Origin of the sequence: Luteimonas sp. 3794 (assembly GCF_031456825.1) — a bacterium.
Classification (GTDB): Bacteria; Pseudomonadota; Gammaproteobacteria; order Xanthomonadales; family Xanthomonadaceae; genus Luteimonas.
Genome location: NZ_JAVDVJ010000003.1, coordinates 1 through 20,323, shown reverse-complemented (window position 1 = coordinate 20,323; position 20,323 = coordinate 1). Strand labels below are relative to the sequence as shown.

17 protein-coding genes and 1 other RNA gene are annotated in these 20,323 nt (G+C 68.5%); 2 read left to right on the top strand and 16 right to left on the bottom strand.

All coding sequences use genetic code 11. The features are described 5' to 3' along the window. Positions 1–185: 185 nt before the first annotated feature. The 16 genes from ftsZ to rsmI all read right to left on the bottom strand — a co-directional run bounded on the left by ftsZ (position 186) and on the right by rsmI (position 18,413). Positions 186–1,469, bottom strand: a complete 1,284-nt coding sequence (gene ftsZ, locus J2X52_RS06265; RefSeq protein WP_310150352.1) for a cell division protein FtsZ — start codon at positions 1,467–1,469, stop codon at positions 186–188. Positions 1,470–1,606: 137 nt separating this feature from the next. Continuing rightward, the gene (gene ftsA, locus J2X52_RS06260) at positions 1,607–2,842 is read right to left on the bottom strand and encodes a cell division protein FtsA (RefSeq protein WP_310150348.1); all 1,236 of its coding nucleotides are present in this window, start codon (positions 2,840–2,842) and stop codon (positions 1,607–1,609) included. Further along, entirely contained in the window at positions 2,839–3,663 is an 825-nt protein-coding gene (locus J2X52_RS06255) for a cell division protein FtsQ/DivIB (RefSeq protein WP_310150343.1), read from the bottom strand. Before J2X52_RS06255 ends, ftsA begins: the two co-directional genes overlap by 4 nt. Continuing rightward, positions 3,660–4,634 carry a D-alanine--D-alanine ligase gene (locus J2X52_RS06250; RefSeq protein WP_310150340.1) on the bottom strand — a complete coding sequence of 325 codons (975 nt, stop codon included), beginning with the start codon at positions 4,632–4,634 and terminating at the stop codon, positions 3,660–3,662. Before J2X52_RS06250 ends, J2X52_RS06255 begins: the two co-directional genes overlap by 4 nt. Next, complete coding sequence (gene murC, locus J2X52_RS06245; protein ID WP_310150337.1) at positions 4,631–6,085, bottom strand: UDP-N-acetylmuramate--L-alanine ligase; 1,455 nt, start codon at positions 6,083–6,085, stop codon at positions 4,631–4,633. Before murC ends, J2X52_RS06250 begins: the two co-directional genes overlap by 4 nt. After that, on the bottom strand, positions 6,082–7,422 hold the full coding sequence (ftsW, locus tag J2X52_RS06240; RefSeq protein WP_310150333.1) for a putative lipid II flippase FtsW: 1,341 nt from the start codon (positions 7,420–7,422) through the stop codon (positions 6,082–6,084). The genes murC and ftsW overlap by 4 nt, the downstream gene beginning before the upstream one ends. Further along, a complete protein-coding gene (gene mraY, locus J2X52_RS06235; protein ID WP_310150330.1) occupies positions 7,422–8,507 on the bottom strand; it encodes a phospho-N-acetylmuramoyl-pentapeptide-transferase in 1,086 nt (361 codons plus the stop codon). Before mraY ends, ftsW begins: the two co-directional genes overlap by 1 nt. Further along, a complete protein-coding gene (murF, locus tag J2X52_RS06230; protein ID WP_310151169.1) occupies positions 8,497–9,804 on the bottom strand; it encodes a UDP-N-acetylmuramoyl-tripeptide--D-alanyl-D-alanine ligase in 1,308 nt (435 codons plus the stop codon). Before murF ends, mraY begins: the two co-directional genes overlap by 11 nt. 71 nt (positions 9,805–9,875) lie before the next feature. Further along, the gene (locus tag J2X52_RS06225) at positions 9,876–11,417 is read right to left on the bottom strand and encodes a UDP-N-acetylmuramoyl-L-alanyl-D-glutamate--2,6-diaminopimelate ligase (RefSeq protein ID WP_310150327.1); all 1,542 of its coding nucleotides are present in this window, start codon (positions 11,415–11,417) and stop codon (positions 9,876–9,878) included. After that, entirely contained in the window at positions 11,414–13,309 is a 1,896-nt protein-coding gene (locus J2X52_RS06220) for a penicillin-binding protein 2 (RefSeq protein ID WP_310150324.1), read from the bottom strand. Before J2X52_RS06220 ends, J2X52_RS06225 begins: the two co-directional genes overlap by 4 nt. Beyond that, positions 13,306–13,569, bottom strand: coding sequence for a cell division protein FtsL (gene ftsL / locus J2X52_RS06215; protein ID WP_232134759.1), 264 nt, complete (start codon positions 13,567–13,569; stop codon positions 13,306–13,308). Before ftsL ends, J2X52_RS06220 begins: the two co-directional genes overlap by 4 nt. Positions 13,570–13,571: 2 nt before the next feature. Next, on the bottom strand, positions 13,572–14,630 hold the full coding sequence (rsmH, locus tag J2X52_RS06210; protein ID WP_310151164.1) for a 16S rRNA (cytosine(1402)-N(4))-methyltransferase RsmH: 1,059 nt from the start codon (positions 14,628–14,630) through the stop codon (positions 13,572–13,574). Further along, positions 14,618–15,067 (bottom strand): division/cell wall cluster transcriptional repressor MraZ, encoded by a 450-nt coding sequence (mraZ, locus tag J2X52_RS06205; protein WP_310150322.1) that lies wholly within the window; start codon positions 15,065–15,067, stop codon positions 14,618–14,620. The genes rsmH and mraZ overlap by 13 nt, the downstream gene beginning before the upstream one ends. Positions 15,068–15,880: 813 nt before the next feature. Continuing rightward, positions 15,881–16,244: RNase P RNA component class A (gene rnpB / locus J2X52_RS06200), an RNA gene on the bottom strand. 115 nt (positions 16,245–16,359) lie between these two features. Further along, on the bottom strand, positions 16,360–17,571 hold the full coding sequence (chrA, locus tag J2X52_RS06195) for a chromate efflux transporter (RefSeq protein ID WP_310150319.1): 1,212 nt from the start codon (positions 17,569–17,571) through the stop codon (positions 16,360–16,362). Next, positions 17,568–18,413, bottom strand: a complete 846-nt coding sequence (gene rsmI, locus J2X52_RS06190; RefSeq protein ID WP_310150316.1) for a 16S rRNA (cytidine(1402)-2'-O)-methyltransferase — start codon at positions 18,411–18,413, stop codon at positions 17,568–17,570. The genes chrA and rsmI overlap by 4 nt, the downstream gene beginning before the upstream one ends. Positions 18,414–18,469: 56 nt before the next feature. On the opposite strand from rsmI, the gene J2X52_RS06185 reads away from it, so the two are divergent. Together J2X52_RS06185 and J2X52_RS06180 are read left to right on the top strand one after the other, a co-directional pair. After that, positions 18,470–19,708 (top strand): penicillin-binding protein activator, encoded by a 1,239-nt coding sequence (locus J2X52_RS06185; protein ID WP_310150312.1) that lies wholly within the window; start codon positions 18,470–18,472, stop codon positions 19,706–19,708. Next, positions 19,705–20,085 carry a YraN family protein gene (locus tag J2X52_RS06180; protein WP_310150311.1) on the top strand — a complete coding sequence of 127 codons (381 nt, stop codon included), beginning with the start codon at positions 19,705–19,707 and terminating at the stop codon, positions 20,083–20,085. Before J2X52_RS06185 ends, J2X52_RS06180 begins: the two co-directional genes overlap by 4 nt. Positions 20,086–20,323: the final 238 nt, after the last annotated feature.

The following is a 20,323-nucleotide window of genomic DNA, read 5'->3' as shown; positions in this document are numbered from 1 at the left end:
AAACGCCGCACTGCAGCGCCGGAAAACGGTCCACCGGAACACCCGGTGGACCCAAAGGCGCCGCGCGGACAACGCGACGCCGGGCAACACTTCATGACGGGAGGACGATCCGTCATGCAGCGGCATCCCATCGCCGCGCACCGTTCACCGGTGCGCGCGCAACGGACTGCCGCGATGGACGCGGATCAGTCGGCCTGGCGACGCAGAAACGCAGGAATGTCCAGGTAGCTGCTGTCGTTGCCGAAATCGGCCGCCTTGGGAGCTTCCGGGGCGTCGCCGCGGGTCGCACCACGCAGCGGCGAGGCTGCCGACGCGCCACCACCGTTGCCACGCAGCGACGCGGCGATGCTGTGACCCGGGCTGTACGGGGCCACGGCGTCGGACTCGTCTTCGATCAGCATGCCGGTCGTGCCGTCGCGGACACCACGCTGGTTGTTGCTGATCAGCTGCACCTGCGGCTTGCCGCGGTTCGCACTGTCGCCGTTGTAGCCGGTGGCGCGCGCGGGCGCGCGGTTGAGGCCGGTGGCGACCACGGTCACGCGGACTTCGTCCTGCATGTCGGGATCGAGCACGGTGCCGATGACGATGGTCGCGTCTTCGCTGGCGAAGTTCTCGACGGTGCGGCCGACTTCATCGAACTCGGCCATCGTGAAGTCCGCGCCCGCGGTGATGTTGACCAGGATGCCGTTGGCGCCGGCCAGGTTGACGTCGTCGAGCAGCGGATTCTGGATCGCGGCTTCGGCGGCGGCCTGCGCGCGGTCGTCGCCACGTGCGTTGCCGGTGCCCATCATCGCCAGGCCCATTTCCGACATCACGGTGCGCACGTCGGCGAAGTCGACGTTGATCAGGCCCGGACGCACGATCAGGTCGGCGATGCCCTGCACGGCGCCCAGCAGCACGTCGTTGGCGGCGCGGAAGGCCTGGATCATCGTGGCGTTGCGGCCGAGGACGGTGATCAGCTTTTCGTTCGGAATAGTGATCAGCGAGTCGCAATGCGCCGACATCTCTTCGATGCCCTTGAGCGCGACCTGCATGCGGCGGCGGCCTTCGAACGGGAACGGCTTGGTGACCACGGCGACGGTCAGGATGCCCATTTCCTTGGCCAGCTGCGCAACGACCGGGGCTGCGCCCGTGCCGGTACCGCCGCCCATGCCGGCGGTGATGAAGACCATGTCGGCGCCCTGCAGCGCGTCCATGATGATTTCGCGGTCTTCCAGTGCGGCCTGACGGCCGACTTCCGGGTTGGCGCCTGCGCCCAGACCCTTGGTGACGCTGCTGCCGAGCTGCAGCTGCAGCTTGGCGCCGCAGTTCTTGATCGCCTGCGAGTCGGTGTTGGCGGTGATGAACTCCACGCCGTCGACGCTGTTGTTGACCATGTGTGCGACCGCGTTGCCGCCGCCGCCGCCCACGCCGATGACCTTGATCACCGCGTTGGGAGCCATCTTTTCTACCAGTTCAAAATGTGCCATGTCCGTCGTCCTCTGGGTTTGGGCCGGGTTTCGGCGTGGTGTCCACGTCCTTCCCGGCATCTATTGGTTTAGGTACCGCCTGCCGCACTTGCGTCTGTCGCCGTCGCTCTGCCCGCCGCATCCCGCACTGGCGCGAATCAGAATTCGCCGTTGAACCGCGCCCATATCTTTTTCAGCCACCCGCCGGCGCGACCGCCTGACACCACCGGACGCCGCGGGTGTTCGATCTGGCTGCCCATCAGCAGCAGGCCCACGCCGCTGGCATGCACCGGATTGCCGACCACTTCGCCCAGGCCGGTGACGTGCTGCGGGATGCCCACGCGCACCGGCATCTGCAGCATTTCCTCGGCGAGTTCGACCACGCCTTCCATCTTCGAGGCGCCGCCGGTCAGCACCATGCCGGCGCGGACGTGCTGCTCGAAGCCCGAGCGGCGCAGTTCGGCCTGCACCATTTCGAAGATTTCCTCGTAGCGCGCCTGCACCGCCTGCGCGAGCGACTGGCGCGGCAGGCGACGCGGCGGACGATCGCCGACGCTCGGCACCTGGATGGATTCCTCGCTGGTCGCCAACTGCGCGAGCGCGCAGGCGTAGCGGACCTTGATCTGCTCGGCTTCCGGGGTGGGCGTGCGCAGCATGTGCGCGATGTCCTCTGTCACCTTGTCGCCAGCGATCGGCAAGCTGGCCGTGTGGCAGATCGCGCCCTGCACGAACACCGCCAGATCCGTGGTGCCCGCGCCCATGTCGACCAGCACCACGCCAAGCTCGCGCTCGTCAGAGGTCAGCACCGCAGTGCTCGACGCCAGCGACGACAGGATCAGATCGTCGATCGACAGGCCGCAGCGCTGCACGCACTTGCTGATGTTGGCCGCGGCCGACTGCGCGCAGACCACGAGGTGCGCGTGCACCTCGAGGCGCACACCGGTCATGCCGACGGGATTGCGGATGCCTTCCTGCGAGTCGTCGAGCACGTATTCGCGCGGAATCGCATGCAGGATCTTCTGGTCGGCCGGAATCGCGACCGCCTTGGCCGCATCGAGCACGCGGTCGAGATCCGCCCAGGTCACTTCGTTGTCACGGATCGGCACGATGCCCGGCGAGTTGCGGCACTGCACGTGGTTGCCGGAGATCGACGCGTAGACCGAGCGGATCTCGCAGCCGGCCATCAGCTCGGCCTCCTCGACCGCACGCTGGATCGACTGCACCGTCGATTCGATGTCCACGACCACGCCGCGCTTGAGCCCACGCGATTCGTGGCTGCCGATGCCGATGACTTCAATCGGGTTGCCGGGCGAGTACTCGCCGACCAGCGCCACCACTTTCGAGGTGCCGATGTCGAGTCCGACGATGAGCGTCTTGTCGCCTTTGCGGTTCATGTGAGGCCGTGCTTCTGGATGCGTGCGTGGGAGATCGGAGCCACCGCGATGCGGTTGGCAGGTGCGCCTGCAGGCGCTGCGACGCCTGCCTCGGCGGCGGCTTCGGCCGCTTCGGGCTGCGCCCAGACGAGGGCGAAGCCGTTGGTGTAGCGGAGATCGGCGCGCGCGAGCGGCTCTGCGCGGCCGGTGGTCAGGCGCGGCAGCATCCGCGCGAAACGTGCGAGACGCATGCGCGCTTCCTGGCTGCCGACGATGACTTCGGTGCCGCTCGACAGCGTCAGCTGCCAGCTGCCGCGCGCGTCGAGCACCACGCGTTCGACCTGCACGCCGGCACCGCCGAACAGATCGCGGGATTCGTTGTAGAGCGCGACGATGTCGGCGATGCGGCTCTCGGGACCTTCGAAGTGCGGCATCTGCGCCGGGGCCTCGACGCCCTCGGCGGCGAACAGGCGGCCGCGGGTCGACAGCAGGCGTGCATCGCCCCAGTGCGCGAACGGCACGTGTTCGGCGATCCGCACTTCCAGCACGTCGGGCCACTTCTTGCGCACTTCGACACCGGCCACCCACGGCACGCGCGCGACATCGCGCTGCGCATCGCCCAGGTTGACCGCGAAGAAGCCGCGCTGCGCGTGCGGCAGCACCGCAGCGCGCACGCGCGCGGTATCGACCTGCTCCAGGCCGTCATTGACCCGCAGCACGCGCAAGGGCCAGCGCTCGGCGCCGATCCAGCCGTTGACAACGGCCACCACCGGCAGGGCCACCAGCGCAATCGCCAGTGCCCAGGCCAGGACCCGCGCCATCGTGCCGAACGCCTGGTTCATCGCGGCGCCACCTCCGCGGGAACGGTCGCTTCGAGCACGCGCCAGCACAGCGCCGGGTAATCGATGCCGATCTTCGCCGCCGCCTTGGGCACCAGCGAATGGCTGGTCATGCCCGGCGCGGTGTTCACTTCCAGCAGCAGCAGCGCGCCGGTGCGACGGTCGCGCATCACGTCGACGCGGCCCCAGCCGCTGCAGCCCGCGGCCACGAACGCGTCGACCGCGAGCGCGCCGATGCGCGTCTCGTCGTCGCCATCCAGGCCCGGGCACAGATACTGGGTGTCATCGGAGACGTATTTGGCGTCGTAGTCGTACCAGGCGCCCTTGGGCACGATGCGGATCGACGGCAATGCAAGCGGGCCGTCGACGTCTTCGATCACCGCGACGGTCAGTTCGTCGCCCTCGACCATCTGCTCCATCAGCAGTTCGCCGGGATAACGTGCGGCAAGTGCGACCGCGGCGTCCAGGTCGGCGTCCTCGAACACGCGGCTGATACCGACGCTCGAACCTTCCTTAGACGGCTTGATGATGACCGGCAGGCCGATCTCGCGCGCCGCGGCGTGCACGTCATCGCCCGGCTGCAGGCGACGGTAACGCGGCGTCGGCAGATCGAGGCTCATCCACACCTGCTTGGTGCGGATCTTGTCCATGGTCAGCGCCGAACCCAGCACGCGCGAACCGGTATAGGGAATCGCGAAGGCGTCGAGCAGGCCCTGCACCACGCCGTTCTCGCCATCGCCGCCGTGCAGGATGTTGAACACCCGATCGAAGCGGCCGGCCACGATGTCCTTCGCGAGCGCCGGCACGCCATCGACGGCATGGGCATCGACGCCGCGCGAGCGCAGCGCGTCGAGCACGCCCTGTCCCGACTGCAGCGAGACTTCGCGCTCCGAACCCGGACCACCGAGCAGCACGGCGACGCGACCGAACACGGCGGGATCGGTGAAACGGGGCGGCGACAAGGCGAGACTCATCGCGCAGCCTCCGCGGCCTGGAAACCGGCCTGCGCCAGCTTCTGCACGGCCGCGCCGATATCGCCGGCGCCCATCATCAACAACAAATCGCCGTCTTGGAGGATGTCGGGCAGCACGCCGGCGAGTTCGTCAGCACCGTTGACGACGACGGGATCGATACGACCGCGCGCACGGATCGCACGCGCCAGCGCTTTCGCATCCGCGCCCGCAATCGGCGCTTCGCCGGCGGGGTACACCTCGGTCAGCACCAGCGCGTCGACATCCGACAGCACGCCGGCGAAATCGTCGAACAGATCGCGGGTACGGCTGTAGCGGTGCGGCTGGAACGCGACGACCAGACGGCGATCGCCCCAGCCACCGCGGGCGGCTTCGAACACCGCGGCGAGTTCCTTGGGGTGATGGCCATAGTCGTCAACCAGCTGCACACGGGCGCCGGTCGGAGTGACCAGTTCGCCGAGCAGATTGAAGCGACGACCGATGCCCTCGAAGCGCCCAAGCGCGGCGACGATGGCCTCGGGCGCGACGCCGAGCTGCCAGCCCACCGCGGCCGCGGCCAGCGCGTTGAGCACGTTGTGGCGACCGGGGAGCGCGAGGCGGGCACGAACGCGGGTGTTCTCGGGCAGGCACAGCGTGAACGTCATCGCCGCGCCGTCCTGGCCGATGTCCTCGGCGCGCACGTCGGCGTCTTCGGACAGGCCATAGGTCATCACGTGACGCGGCGTTTCCGAGGCGAGACGCGCGACCTCGGCATCGTCGATGCACAGCACCGCGAGACCATAGAACGGCAGGCGGTGCAGGAATTCATGGAACGCGGCCTGCACACGGGCGAAGTCGCCGCCGTAGTTTTCCAGGTGATCGGCGTCGATATTGGTGACGATCGCGACCAGTGGATTCAGACGCAGAAAGCTGCCGTCGCTTTCGTCGGCCTCGGCCACCAGCCAGTCACCGCTACCCAGGCGCGCATTCGCGCCTGCGGCCAGCAGCTGGCCGCCGACGACGAAGGTCGGATCAAGGCCGCCTTCGGCGAGCACGCTGGCGGTTAGAGACGTCGTCGTCGTCTTGCCGTGCGTACCGGCGACCGCGATGCTGCGGCGGAAGCGCATCAGCTCGGCGAGCATCTCGGCGCGCGGCACGACAGGAATGCGCTGCGCGCGCGCTTCCATCAGTTCGGGATTGTCGGGGCGGATCGCGCTGGAGACGACCACGCAATCGGTGCCCAGCACGTTGGCTGCGGCGTGGCCGCGATGCACCGTCGCGCCCAGGCGCGTCAGGCGGCGCGTGGTGGCGCTGTCGGCGGTGTCGGAGCCCGACACCTTGTAGCCCAGCGTGCACAGCACCTCGGCGATGCCGCTCATGCCGATGCCGCCGATGCCGACGAAATGCACGCGCGAGAACACCTTGGCGAAGTCTTCCTTCGACAGGCCACGGGTCTGGTGGAGACGACGGATCATGCTTGACTCCTGCCGCCGAAGCTCGGCTCGACGCGCTGCTGCAGGCGGCTGGTGCCGCGCGACGTCACGTTCGACTGCACAGGCAGCGGCGGCTGGGTGGTGGGCGGGACGGGACCGGCCGCGGCGGGCGCCGCGGCATCGCCGCGCAAGCGGGCGACCTGGCGCTGGGCACGGTCGAGTTCGTAGGACACGCGCAGCAGCAGGCCCATCGCGACGCAGGTCATCATCACGCTCGAGCCGCCCGAGGACACCAGCGGCAGCGTCAGACCCTTGGTCGGCAGCAGGCCGAGATTCACGCCGATCGAGACCATGCTCTGCAGGCCGACCATCAGCGCCACGCCGAAGGCGCAGTAGCCGGCGAAGTGACGGCGCATTTCGACGCACTTCAGTCCGATCCAGAACGCGCGGCCGACCAGCGCGACGAACAGGCCGATCACCAGGCACACGCCAATGAAGCCGAGCTCTTCTGCCAGCACCGAGAAGATGAAGTCGGTATGCGCTTCGGGCAGGTACGAGAGCTTCTGCACCGACGCGCCGAGCCCAACGCCGGCGAACTCGCCGCGGCCGACCGCCATCAGTGCGTTGCTGAGCTGGTAGCCGGCGCCGAGCTGGTCTTCCCATGGATCAAGGAACGAGGTCAGTCGACGCACGCGGTAGGGTTCGAGAATCGCAATGAAGGCGAAGATTGGTAGGCCGATCACGACCGGCGCGGCCATGCGCGGCATGTGCACGCCGCCGAGCACCAGCATGCCGGCGGTCACCGCGAGGATCAGCGAGGCGTGACCGAAGTCGGGCTGGAGCAGCAACAGGCCCACCAGCACCACGGCGACACCGAGCGGCTTGAGCATCGCCGGCCAGGTCGCGTTGACCTCGTCACGGAACCGTACGAGATAGCTGGCCAGCCACACGATGTAGATGACCTTGACCGCCTCGACCACCTGGAAGTTCGAGATGCCGAGGTTGATCCAGCGGTGCGCGCCGTTGACCGAACGACCGAGGCCGGGCACGAACACCAGCAGCAGCAGGCCGAAGCAGCCCAGCAACACGAAGCGGTCGTACTTCTCGATCGTCTTGAGTTCGGTGCGCATCACCGCGAACGCAAGGCCGAGCCCCAGCGCGAGGAACATCAGGTGGCGCGTCAGGAAGTAGTAGCGGCCGACGCGCATGTCCTCGCCGATCGCGATCGAGCTCGACGCGACCATGATCACGCCGAGTGTCGCGATCGACACGATGACGCCGACCAGCCACGGGTCGAAGCGTCCGACGATGTCGTCGATGCGCGTCGCCTGGCGGGCGGCGGCGCTGTCGTGGGCCATCGTGTCGTAGGTCCGGGCCATCAGCGCACCTTCAACGTGGCGAGGCCGATCAGCACCAGGATCACCGAGATGATCCAGAAGCGCACGATCACGCGCGGCTCGGGCCAGCCCTTGAGTTCGAAGTGGTGGTGGATCGGCGCCATGCGGAACACGCGCTTGCCGGTCAGCTTGAAGCTGGCGACCTGGATCATCACCGACAGCGTCTCGATGACGAAGATGCCGCCCATGATCACCAGCACCAGTTCCTGGCGCACGATCACCGCCATCGTGCCGAGCACGGCGCCGAGCGCCAGCGCACCGATGTCGCCCATGAAGACCATGGCCGGATAGGTGTTGAACCACAGAAAGCCGAGCCCGGCCCCGGCGATCGCCGCGCAGATGATCACCAGTTCACCCGCGCCCGGCACCGGCGGAATCTGCAGATAGTTCGAGAACACCGCATTACCCGAGGCGTAGGCGAACACGCCGAGGCCGCAGGCGACCAGCACGGTCGGCATGATCGCCAGGCCGTCGAGGCCGTCGGTGAGGTTCACCGCGTTCGAGAAGCCGACGATCCAGAAGTAGGCAATGGCGACGAAGCTGATGCCGGCCAGCGGCAGCGCGATCGACTTGAACAGCGGTACATAGAACGTCGTCGCCGCGGCGACGTCGGCGTAGAGGTAGAGATACAGGCCGGCAGCGAGGCCGAAGATCGACTGCAGCAGATATTTCCAGCGCGACTTCAGACCGTTGGGATCCCGCTTGACGATCTTGATCCAGTCGTCGTACCAGCCGATCGCGCCGAAGGCGACCATCACGCCCATCACGACCCACACATACCGGTTGCGCAGGTCGCCCCACAGCAGCACCGACAGGAAGATCGTCAACAGGATCAGTGCGCCGCCCATGGTCGGCGTGCCGGCCTTGGAGAAATGCGTCTGTGGGCCATCCTGGCGGATCGGCTGGCCGCCCTTGAACTGGGCGAGCCTGCGGATCACCGCGGGGCCCAGCCACAGCGACAGCAGCAGCGAGGTCAGCGCCGCGAGGATGCCGCGGAACGTCAGGTATTCGAACAGCTTGAAGAAGTCTTCCAGACCCTGCAGCCAGCGGGCGAGTTCAAGCAGCATGTCCGGTTCCTTCAGTGTTGCGCAGCGCGGTGACCACCCGGTCCATCGCACTGCCGCGCGAGCCCTTGATCAGCACGCGCGCATCGGCGTGCAGGTCGGCCCGCAGCGCTTCGATCAGCGCTTCGTGGGTATCGAATCGGCGGGCACCGTCGCCGAAGGCATCGGCGGCGGCCGCGCTTAGTGCGCCCAGCGCGTACAGCCGCGCGATGCCGGCGGACTTCGCGCGTACGCCGGCCTGGCCGTGCATGGCCGCACCGTCGGGGCCGAGTTCGCGCATGTCGCCGAGCACCAGCCAGCGGTCACCGCCGCTGGTAGCGAGCGTGTCGATGGCGGCGTTGAGCGAGCCGGGGTTGGCGTTGTAGCTGTCGTCGATCAGCACTGCGCCTTGCGCCACCGTGTAGCGGACCAGACGGCCGGCCACGGCTTCCGCGGCGGCGAGCGCGGATACGATCGACGTGAGCGGCACGCCGGCCGCGAGTGCGATCGCCGTGGCCGCCAGCGCATTGCGTACGTTGTGGCGACCGGGCAGCGGCAGCGTGACCTCGGCCTCGCCAGCCGGCGTGACCAGAAGGAAGCGTGCGCGGGCATCGTCGAGGCGGATGTCGCGCGCGCGCACGTCGGCCGTGGCTTCGATTCCGAAGCGCAGCAGTCGGCGGCCGTGGGCGCGCTGCGCGAAGTACGGCGCGAAGGCATCGTCGGCGTTGATGACCGCCGTACCGTCAGCCGGCAAGGCGTCATAGACCGCGGCCTTGGTGTCGGCGATGTCGAGCAGACTGCCCATGCGCTCCATGTGCGCCGGTGCGACGTTGTTGACCAATGCGATGCGGGGCCTGGCGATCGCAGTCAGGTACGCGATGTCGCCCGGCTTGCCGGCGCCCATCTCGTAGACCGCGAATACCGCATCTTCCGGCGCGTCGAGCACGGCCAGCGGCAGGCCGATCTCGTTGTTGAAGTTGCCTGGATTGAAGCTGGTGGACGCGTGACCCGAGAGGATCGCCGCAACCAGCTGCTTGACGCTGGTCTTGCCGTTGCTGCCGGTGATCGCCACGACCGTCGCGGCGCGCGCACGCTGCACCGCGGTTGCCAGGGCGCCGAGTGCGAGCTGCGGATCGGCGACGATGATTTGCGGCAGGGCGATGTCGAGCGGACGTGCCACCAATGCTGCGCGCGCACCGCGTTCGGCTGCATCGGCGACATGGTCGTGGCCGTCGAAGTTCTCGCCCTTGAGCGCGACGAACAGCAGTGCATGCACTTCGGCTGCGTCGAGCTTGCGGGTGTCGGTGGCCACGGCATCGATCGGAAAATCGCTGTTGGCGCCATGCAGGCGACCGTTTACCAGCTGGGCGATGCGGGCGAGCGACAGCGGGTTCACGACCGCTCCTCCGCATCCTGCGGTCGCGGCACTTGCACATCCATGTGCGGCGTCGCCGCCTCTGCGTTGCGTGCATCCAGCGCAGCCTGCGCGACGACGCGATCGTCGAACGCATGCTGCACGCCGTCGATCTCCTGGTAGGGCTCGTGGCCCTTGCCGGCAATCAGCACGATGTCGCCCGGCTTCGATTCGCCGATCGCGCGTTCGATCGCGCGGCGACGGTCGCGCTCGATGATGACCGCATCAGGCTTGGCGAAGCCGGCCATGATGTCGGCAACGATCGCGTCGCCGTTCTCGCCGCGCGGGTTGTCGTCGGTGACGATGACCCGGTCGGCATTCGCTTCGGCAATCGCCGCCATCTGCGGACGCTTGCCGGTGTCGCGCTCACCGCCGCAGCCGAACACGCAGACCAGTTCACCGCGCAGATGACCGCGCAGCGACTGCAGTGCCTGCTGCAGCGGGTCGGGCTTGTGCGAGTAATCAACGACGACCAGTGGCTGCGCGTCGCCGCCGCCAAGGCGGTTCATGCGTCCGGCGATCGGCTGCAGACCGGCAAGCACGCGCACGATGTCGGCCGGCGCGTGGCCCAGCGCGCGCAGCACGCCGGCGACGACCAGCAGGTTGTCGATATTGAAGCGGCCGAGCAGTGCGGCGCGCACCGGCAGCGACTGGCCGTCCACGCGCAGCGTGAACGCGATGCCGCGATCGTCGAGCGCGATGTCGTGCGCGGCGATGTCGGCGGCGGCGTTGCCGGCAGCGCTGATGGTGATCGCGCGGGCGCTGTCGGCGAGTTGCGCGGGCAGCATCGCTCCGAAGGCATCGTCGATATTGATCACGGCGGCCTTGAGGCCCTCGCGCACGAAGAGCTTGGCCTTCGCCGCGCCGTAGCCAGCCATGTCGCCGTGGTAGTCGAGATGGTCGCGGGTGAGGTTGGTGAACACCGCGACGTCGTAATGCACGGCGTCGACGCGGCCCTGGTCGAGCGCGTGCGAGCTGACTTCCATCGCCACCGCCTGCGCGCCTGCGTCACGCAGCTGCGCAAGCAGCGCATGCGTCTGCAGCACCAGCGGCGTGGTGAAGCCGGTCGGCTCGACCGCGCCATGCAGGCCGGCGCCGAGCGTGCCGATGGTACCGGCGCGGGTGCCGACGGCCTCGAAGGCCTGCGCGAGCAACTGCACCGTCGAGGTCTTGCCGCTGGTGCCGGTCACGCCGACCATCGTCATCGCGTGCGAGGGCTGGCCGTGGAACGTATCGGCCATGACGCCCATTCGCGCGCGCAGGCCGGCGACTGCAATCGCATCGGCCGGCAACGACGGAATCTCGGCCGGCACCGGGGGTTCGAACAGGATCGCGCTGGCGCCGGCGGCGCGCGCGATCTCGGTGAAATGCAGGCCGTGCGTACCGAAGCCGCCGATGGCGACGAAGGCATCGCCCGGACGGATCGCGCGGCTGTCCTGCGCCAGGCCGGTAATCACCGTATCGGCCGGCACCGCAGCCACGTCGGGCAGCAGCGTGTTGAGCGCCATCGCGCGGCTCATCGCTGGCCTCCGGCGACATGCGTCGCGGCGACTGGCGTGCTCTGCGCCGCGGACACGACAGGCGCAACGGGTGCGGCCGCAGGCGTCGCCGGCGCGGGAACGCCACGGCCCTGCTCGCGCGCGCGCTTGGCATCGGCCGTCGCCTGCGCGGCCAGCCAGGTATCGATGTCGTCCGGCGGCACGTCCATCAGGCGCAGCGCGCCGTCCATGACCCGCTGGAACACCGGCGCGGACACGTAGCCGCCGCCGTAGGTAGACCCGCCCTTGGAGGTGTCCGGATCGTCAATGACCACGGCCATCGCGAAACGCGGATTCTCGACCGGCACCAGGCCGGCGAAGAACGCGAGATAACGACGCGCGTAACCACCGCCGCTGGCCTTGCGCGCGGTGCCGGACTTGCCGGCGACGTGGTAGCCGAGGATCGCCGCGCGCGTGCCGGTACCGCCGGGTTCGGTGACGGTCTGCATCATCCGCACCACTTCGTCGGCGACCGCGGCCGAGACCACCTGGCGCGATTCGCCGACATGGCCCTTGACGAAGGTCGGCGTGATCGAACGGCCGTGATTGCCGAGCGTGGCGTAGGCGTGCGCGATCTGCATCGGCGTGACCGACAGACCGTAGCCGTAGGACATGCCCTGCTTGCTGGTGCCGCTCCAGCGCGACGGATCCGGGAACAGGCCTGCGGCCTCGCCCGGGAAGCCACTGCCGGTGCTCTGGCCGTAGCCGAAGCTGCGCACGAAGTCGTAGAAGTACTGGTTGTCGAGCTTGTGCACGATCATCGACGAACCGACGTTCGAGCTCTTGGTGATGATGCCGGTCGTGTCGAGCACGCCGTAATTGCGGAAATCGCTGGTCCTGTTGGACCGGCCGTTCGGAATCCAGCCGGGGCTGGTGTTGAACGTGGTCGTCGGGGTGATGACGCCCTTTTCCAGCGCCGCGGCGACGGTGATCGGCTTCATCGTCGAGCCGGGCTCGAGCAGGTCGGTCAGCGCGCGGTTGCGGTGTGCGTCGCGGTTCTCACCGGTGACGCGGTTGTTGTTGTAGGTCGGCAGGTTGGCCATCGCCAGCACCTCGCCGGTCGCCACGTCGAGCACGACGATCGAGCCTGCGCTCGCGCCGGTCTCTTCCAGCGCGCGGCGCAGTTCACGATGCGCGAGAAACTGGATGCGGCGATCGATGCTCAACACCAGATCCTTGCCCGGCTCGGCGGCGCGCACCAGGCTGACGTGTTCGACGATGCGGCCGTGGCGATCACGGATCACGTTCTGCGCGCCCGGCACGCCGGCCAGCCATTCGTCGAACGCGAGCTCCACGCCTTCCTGGCCGTTGTCGTCGATGTTGGTGAAACCCAGCACGTGCGAAACCGCTTCGCCCTGCGGATAGAAGCGACGGTATTCGCGCTGCGAGAACACGCCCGGCACGCCGAGATCCAGCACGCGCTTGGCCGCCACCGGGCTGATCCGGCGGTGGCGCGGGATGTACATGAATTCCTTGTCGGCGCGCTGCGACACCGCGCGCGACAGCTCTTCGAGTGGCAGACCGGTGGCCTGGGCCAGCTCGGGCAGACGGTCGGGATGCTTGCTCAGTTCCTGCGGGTTCGCCCACAGCGATTCGACCGGCGAGGAGATCGCCAGCGGCTCGCCATTTCGGTCGGTGATCATGCCGCGCGAGGCCGGGATCGGCACTTCGCGGCGGAAACGCGCGTCGGCCTTCTGCTGGTAGAACGCGTTGTCGATCAGCTGCAGGTCCACCGCGCGACCGACCAGCGCCACCGCGCCCAGCCCGAGCGCGCCGCCGACCAGCATCAGGCGCAGACGCAGATCGAACTGCGCGCGCTTGCGCGGCTTCTTGGCGTGGCCGTCGCCGGCCTTGATGAACTTGCGGAAGTTCATGGGCGCACCACGACGATCTCGGCCGTCTCCGGGAAGCGCATGCCCAGACGCTCGCGCGCGACCTGGTCGACGCGGTTGCTCATCGCCCACGTCGCCTGCTCGAGTTGCAGGCGGCCGAAGTCGATGTTGAGTTCGTCGCGCGCGCGCTCCAGACGGGTCAGGTCGATGTAGAGCTGGCGGTAGTCGTGGCGCGCGTGCACCACGCCGATCGCGGTAATCACGTTGGCGGCCAGCAGGATCGCGACGACGAGATGGCGCAGCTTCATGCGGCGGCTCCTTCGTCGCCCCGGCCTTCGCGCACAGCACTCGGGCGTTCGCCACCGCGCGAGTCAGTGACTCGCACACGCGGCGGCTCACCCTCGAGTTTTTCGGCCACGCGCAGCACTGCACTGCGGGCACGGGGGTTGTCGCGCAGTTCGGCGTCGTCGGCCTTGGTGGCATCGGCGACGATGCGCAGGCGCGGCACGAACGGCGCGGCTTCAGGCAGACGGCGATTGCCGGCCGGCGCCTTGGCGTGGCCGGCAATGAAACGCTTGACGATGCGGTCTTCCAGCGAATGGAAGCTGATCACCGCCAGACGGCCGCCGGGACGCAGCGCTGCGAGCGCGGCATCGAGACCGGTTTCGAGATCGGCCAGTTCGCGGTTGATGTGGATGCGGATCGCCTGGAACGAGCGCGTGGCGGGATTCGTTTCCTTCTGGCCCGGCTTGGACTTGCCGCGCGGCACATTGGCGCCGATCACCGCTGCCAGATCCGCAGTGCGCAGGAATGGCGCCTCAGCGCGACGCGCGACGATCGCCCGCGCGATGCGCCGGCTCATGCGCTCTTCGCCATAGGTCCACAGCACGTCGGCGATCGCAGCCTCGTCGGCGCGCGCGATCCACTCGGCCGCGCTTTCGCCGGCGTCTGGATCCATGCGCATGTCGAGCGGACCGTCCTTGCCGAAGCTAAAACCCCGCTCGGCCACATCGAGCTGCGGCGAAGACACGCCCAGGTCGAACAGCACTCCGTCGAGTGGCGCCTCGGTCGCGACGTCCCATATCGCCAGGTCGACGAAGCTGCCGCGGTGGATCGACACCCGCGGGTCCTGCCCGAACCGGGCCTGGGCGACGGCGATGGCCTCGGGATCCTTGTCCATCAGCAGCAGGCGGCCGTCGGCGCCCAGCTGCGCGAGGACGCCGGCGGCGTGACCACCGCGGCCAAAGGTGCCATCGAGGTAGCGGCCATCCGGACGGACGTGCAGGCCTTCGAGCACCTGCGCGTACAACACCGGGAGGTGGCCGGATGTGGGATCCGTACCACCCGCGGTCACAACGGCAATCCTTCGAGATCGTCGCCGGCCATGTCCTCGTCGGTGAGGGTCTGGCGGATCTGGGCCTGGTGCGCCTGTTCGCTCCAGAGTTCGAACTTGTCGCCCATGCCCACCAGCACCGCGCGCCGGTCGATGCCGACCGTATTGCGCTGGCTGGACGGAATACCGATCCGGCCGCTCGCGTCAGGCTCGAGCACGGTGGCGGCGCCGACCAGCTTGAGCTGCAGGGTGCGGTTGCGGGCGAGCGTGCGCGGCAGCGCATTGACCTGGTCGCGGAGCGTTTCCCAGGCCTTGAACGGGTAGAGGTACAACCCGCCGGCATCGAAGGGGTTGTAGGTCAGGACCAGCCGGTTGTCGCATTCACGCGCGACGAAGTCCCGATAGGCGGTGGGAATCGCCAGTCGGCCCTTCTCGTCGATGGTGATGGCGGTCTCGCCCTGCAACACGTCGGTTCCTGCCCGTTGAGTGCCCGTCTGAAGCGGGCTTTGGCGTTCGGAAAACCACGAAATTCCCGGTTTCCCCACGAGTCGCCACCTTAGGACCCGCCATTTGGGTTGTCAACAGCTTTGTCGAGAACTTTTCACCTGTCTGGTCAATGACTTGCAGCACTCTTCAGAGACTTGTTCAAGCTTTATCCACAAGCACCTGTTTCGTCTCAAATTTTGAGATTCGAGTGATTTTGGCAATGAACGGAACCCTCACGTGGGCTTCACGAAATCGACTTGCTGCAGTGCGGCACTGGCCTGTTTCGAGAGCGGCTTGGCGTCGCGTTGCGCGAACAGCAGCCCGTTCGAATCAATTCCGGGCGCTTCGAGCCTCGAACAGCTACTTCGGACCCCGCTCTGCCCCGATCGAGGACGACGCCGCGCATCAGGCTCAGCCTCCAACGAAGAGAACAGCCAACCCAGCACCTCTCCCTCAGGGAGAGGGCCTGCCTCGGACGTGATCCGGGGGTCGACGCGCACAGCGCGTCGGGTGAGGGCCGGGGCTCTGTAAAAAGAGCTACATGGGCACTCTCATCCGCTTTCGGGGCATCGTTTTTCTGAAGAGAAGCCAATGGCGCGATTCCTGACCTCGATTTCAATTCCCCAAAAAACCGCCTCTAGACGCTTTAACGCCTGAGTCGTTGAATAGCAGGGGCAGAGCCCGGGCGGCACGTCGTCCCGAAGCGAGAAGGGCGACGGTGTCGTGCGGAATCGGCCTCGACAGCAACGCTGACGAAGCAGCCTCCAATCCTTCAGAGGCTTTCGTTGTATAGGTGGCGGAGCCGGCCGATAAGCCGGGTTCTGTCGTGGACAGTCATTCCTCTAGGCGCACCGTCACCGGTACGCTCGAGCAACCTACCCGGACCCGACGCGGGCAACGTCATGAGGTCCCTATTTGGTCTTGCTCCAGGTGGGGTTTGCCGTGCCGGCCTGTTACCAGGCTCGCGGTGCGCTCTTACCGCACCATTTCACCCTTGCCGTCCTGCTTAAAGCAGTCTTGGGCGGTATCTTTCTGTTGCACTTTCCGTCGGCTCGCGCCGCCCAGGCGTTACCTGGCACCTTGCCCTGTGGAGCCCGGACTTTCCTCGGCACCGCCGCATGCAAGCATCCGGGGTGACGCGACTGTCTGGCCGACTCCGCCGCGCGCATTCTCGCACGGGACGACCCGCCGCAGCCGTCGATGCCTGCCGCCGGTATGTGGTCCGGCGCTCCATCACCGCGCCATAGAGAGAAGAGTGCGGGCAGTCGATCCGTCAGATCGCGCCCAGCGCCCACCCGCACAACGCCATGGCCGGCACCAGCAGCCACACGGGCATGCGCAGGCCAACCGGCGCCAGCAGCGCGACGCACACCAGCGCCACATCGCCCCAGCCCGCCACGGCACTCGTCCACAACGGATCAACGAGCGCGGCCAACAGCAATCCGACCACCGCCGCGTTGACGCCCGCCAGCGCGGCACGCATGCGGCGCCAGCGGCGCACGCGCTGCCACACCGGTTGCACGCCGACGACCAGCAGCAACCCCGGCAGGAACACCGCCACCAGCGCCAGCAGACCGCCGGCCCAACCGCCCGGTCCCGCCTGCATGCCCGCGCCAAGGAAACCGGCGAACGCAAACAACGGTCCCGGCAGTGCCTGGGCGGCGCCGTAGCCGGCGAGAAAGGCGCTTTCCGTCATCCAGCCGGGCGCCACCACGCTGGCTTCGAGCAGCGGCAGCACGACGTGGCCGCCGCCGAACACCCACGCGCCGGCGCGATAGAAGGCCGCGAACACGGCGGCGGTGGAGGCCGGCAACGCGTGCGCCAGCACTGGCAGGCCCAGCAGCAGGACCGTGAACAGCAGTAGCGCAATCCGCGCCGGCCATCGCGAGCCGGAGACGGGTACGTCTGTGCTCGGCAGGCGGTCGTCGATGCGCCACAAGCCGGCGCCCAGCAGCGCGCCCCCGCCAATCACCACCAGTTGCATGCCAGCGAAAGGCCAGAGCAGCAATGCGGCGGCAGCAAACAGCGCCAGGGCGAGGGCGGCAGGCCGACGGCAGAACACCAGCCCCATCGTCCACACGGCCTGCGCGACCACGGCCACCGCCACCAGTTTCAGGCCGTGCACCACACCCGCGGGCAATCCGTTGCCCGAATGCAGCAGGCCCAGCGCGAAGCCGATCATCAGCAGCGCAGACGGCAGGGTGAAGCCACACCACGCCGCAAGGGCGCCGCGCAGCCCTGCCCAGCGCAGGCCCAGCGCCATGCCCACCTGGCTGCTGGCTGGGCCGGGCAGGCACTGGCAGAGCGCCACCAGCTCCGCGTACTCCGCTTCCCCCAGCCAGCGCCGGCGCACGACGAATTCGTCGCGGAAGAACGCCAGATGCGCCACCGGGCCGCCGAACGAGGTCAGCCCCAGGCGCAGGAACACCCGGAAGATACGGCCGGCCGTGATGCCGGGCCGGGTAGCGCCGTCGGTCCCGCTCACAGGTCCGACGGCGCGCCGTACAAGGACTTGCGCGGCGCGCCGGTGATGTCGGCGGCGAGCTTCGCGGCCAGCGACGGCTTCATCTCGCGCGACAGCAGCGCATAGACCCGGCGACCTTCGGCCAGCCGCGCATCGACGTCGTCGCCCGCGCCCTCGATCAGCACCACGAACTCGCCCTTGCGCTGATCCGCCTCGCCGGCGACACGCGCGGCCAGCGTCTCCAGCGGGCCGTCGAGCACGGTCTCGAACAGTTTGGTGAGTTCGCGCGCGACCACGGCAGGACGTCCGCCGCCGAAGGCCTGCACCGCGTCGGCCAGCATCTCTTCGATGCGGTGCGAGGACTCGTAGAACAGCACGGTGCGCGGCTCGGAGGCGAGCGTCTGCAGGCGTTCGCGCCGCGCGCCGGCCTTGGCCGGCAGGAAGCCTTCGAACACGAAGCGGTCGCTCGGCAGACCGGCGACGCTCAAGGCCGCGATCAACGCACTCGGCCCCGGCACCGGCGACACCCGCAGGCCGGCGAGGCGCGCCGCGCGCACCAGCCGGAAGCCGGGATCGCTGACCAGCGGCGTGCCGGCATCGCTGACCACTGCCAACGATTCGCCACCCTGCAGCCGCTCGACCAGCCGCGCGGCCAGACCGTCCTCGTTGTGCTCGTGCAGGGCGATGAGTGGGCGCTCGATGCCGAAGTGGCCGAGCAGCTGGCGCGTGTGGCGGGTGTCCTCGGCGCAGATCGCATCGACGCTGCGTAGCACCGCCTGCGCGCGCGGCGACAGATCGCCCAGATTGCCGATAGGCGTCGCCACGACATGCAGGACGCCGGGGGCACGGGAAGGGTCGCTCATCGTCTGCACACCGGGAACGCTAGAATGCGCCCATTATCCCGTAGCGGAACCGCGACATGGCAGCAACGGTCCAGCCTTCGAATGCCCGCACGCGCATGCCGCGCGCCGTCGGTACCCAGCCCCGCGCTTGGCGCCTGCTTGCCGGCGCCGCACTGGCCGCGATGCTGGCCAGCTGCGCGACCGTGCAGACCACCGGCGGCGATCCGGCCGCCACGCCGTCCTCGGCCCCGGCTGCGGACGCCCGCTGGGCCTTCGACGATACCCGCCCCGCCGCCGAACGCGATGGCTACCGTCCCGCGCGCAAGCTCGCCGTGCTGTTGCCGATGAGCGGCACACTGGCCACCGCCGCTGCGCCCGTGCGCGATGGGCTGCTCGCCGGCTACTACGGCGAGCGCCGCGAGCGGCCCGAACTCGCGTTCTACGACACCGCCGGGACCGCGGCCGGGACCGCCGAGGCCTACCGCCGCGCGATCGCCGAAGGCGCGGACCAGATCGTCGGCCCCCTCGGCCGCGACGAGGTCGATGCACTGTTCCGCAGTCCCACCCAGGTGCCGGTGCTCGCACTCAACCGCGGCTCCATACAGGCCCCGGACAACGCCGCCGCGTTCTCGCTGGCGCCCGAGGACGAAGGCGACGCCGCCGCCCAATATTTGCTCAAGCGCAACGCGCGCCATGTCCTGGTGCTCAGCAACGGCGAGGATGCCGCGCGCCGCAGCGTCGACGCATTGACCGCACGTCTGGCCCAGAACGGCGGCAGTGTGGTCAGCACGCTCGCGATCATCGGCGACAGCCCGCTCGACCAGGTGCCGGCGCTGCAGAACGCGCTGGCCAGCGGCACCGGCGTCGATGCGGTGTATCTCGCGATCCGCGGCAACCAGGCGCGCGTGATCGCACCGCAGCTGTCGGTCGCCGGCTTGGCGACGCGCCCGCGCCTTGGTAGTTCGCTGCTTACGCAGGGCACCGGCAAGGCCGAAGAGGACCAGATCCTCGACGGCATCGTGTTTCCGACCGAAAGCTGGTCGACCGGCGCCAGCGCGCGTTCGCTGCCGCCGCTGACCACAGTCGCCCGCGATCTGCCAACCGCACGCGGCGGCGCGGCGCGCCTGTTCGCATTCGGTTTCGACGCCTGGTTGCTGAGCGGCTATCTCGAACACCTCGCCCGCACGCCCGATGCCGCCATCGGTGGCGCGACCGGCATGTTGCGCATCGCCGGCGACGGCAACGTCATGCGCCAGCCCGCATGGGCGACGTGGCGCAATGGCCAGGTGGTACCGCAGGCGGACGCCGGCGGTTGAATGACCGGCGGCGCGATGGCGCTGCCGTCGAGCGGGCAGCGGCTGCGCACCTGCAGGCCGCCGGCCTGCGCCCCCTTGCCGCGAACGTGGGTTTCCGCGGCGGCGAACTCGATTTGGTGATGCTCGACACGCGCGGTGCGTCGCGCGTCGTCGTGTTCGTCGAAGTCCGCCACCGCCACACCGCAGCGTTCGGCGGCGGCGCGGCGTCGATCGATGCCGGCAAACGCCGACGCCTAGTGCTGGCGGCGCAACAATTCCTGATGCGCGAGCGCGGGCTGCGCGATCTGCCCTGCCGATTCGATGTGGTCGAGGCGAGCGGCGAGGCGGATGCGCCGACGTTGCGATGGATCGAGGATGCGTTTCGCGCAGATGATTGATCCGTCCGGGTTGTACGCAGCTTCGGGTTGCTTTCGGTTTTTCCTTCCGTCGTCGACCTTGCTCTGGCGTCGGCTCGGCTCGGCTTTGTTCTTTTCTTTGGCTTTGGCTTTGGCTTTGGCTTTGGCTTCCAGCTTTTGACTTGAATCGAGCCGTAGAGCGAGCCGAGCATCGCAGGGCGGCGGGGTCGAAGAGCAGCCCATGTCTGAGCGCAGCGAGTTTGGGCTGCGTGCCCCGTCG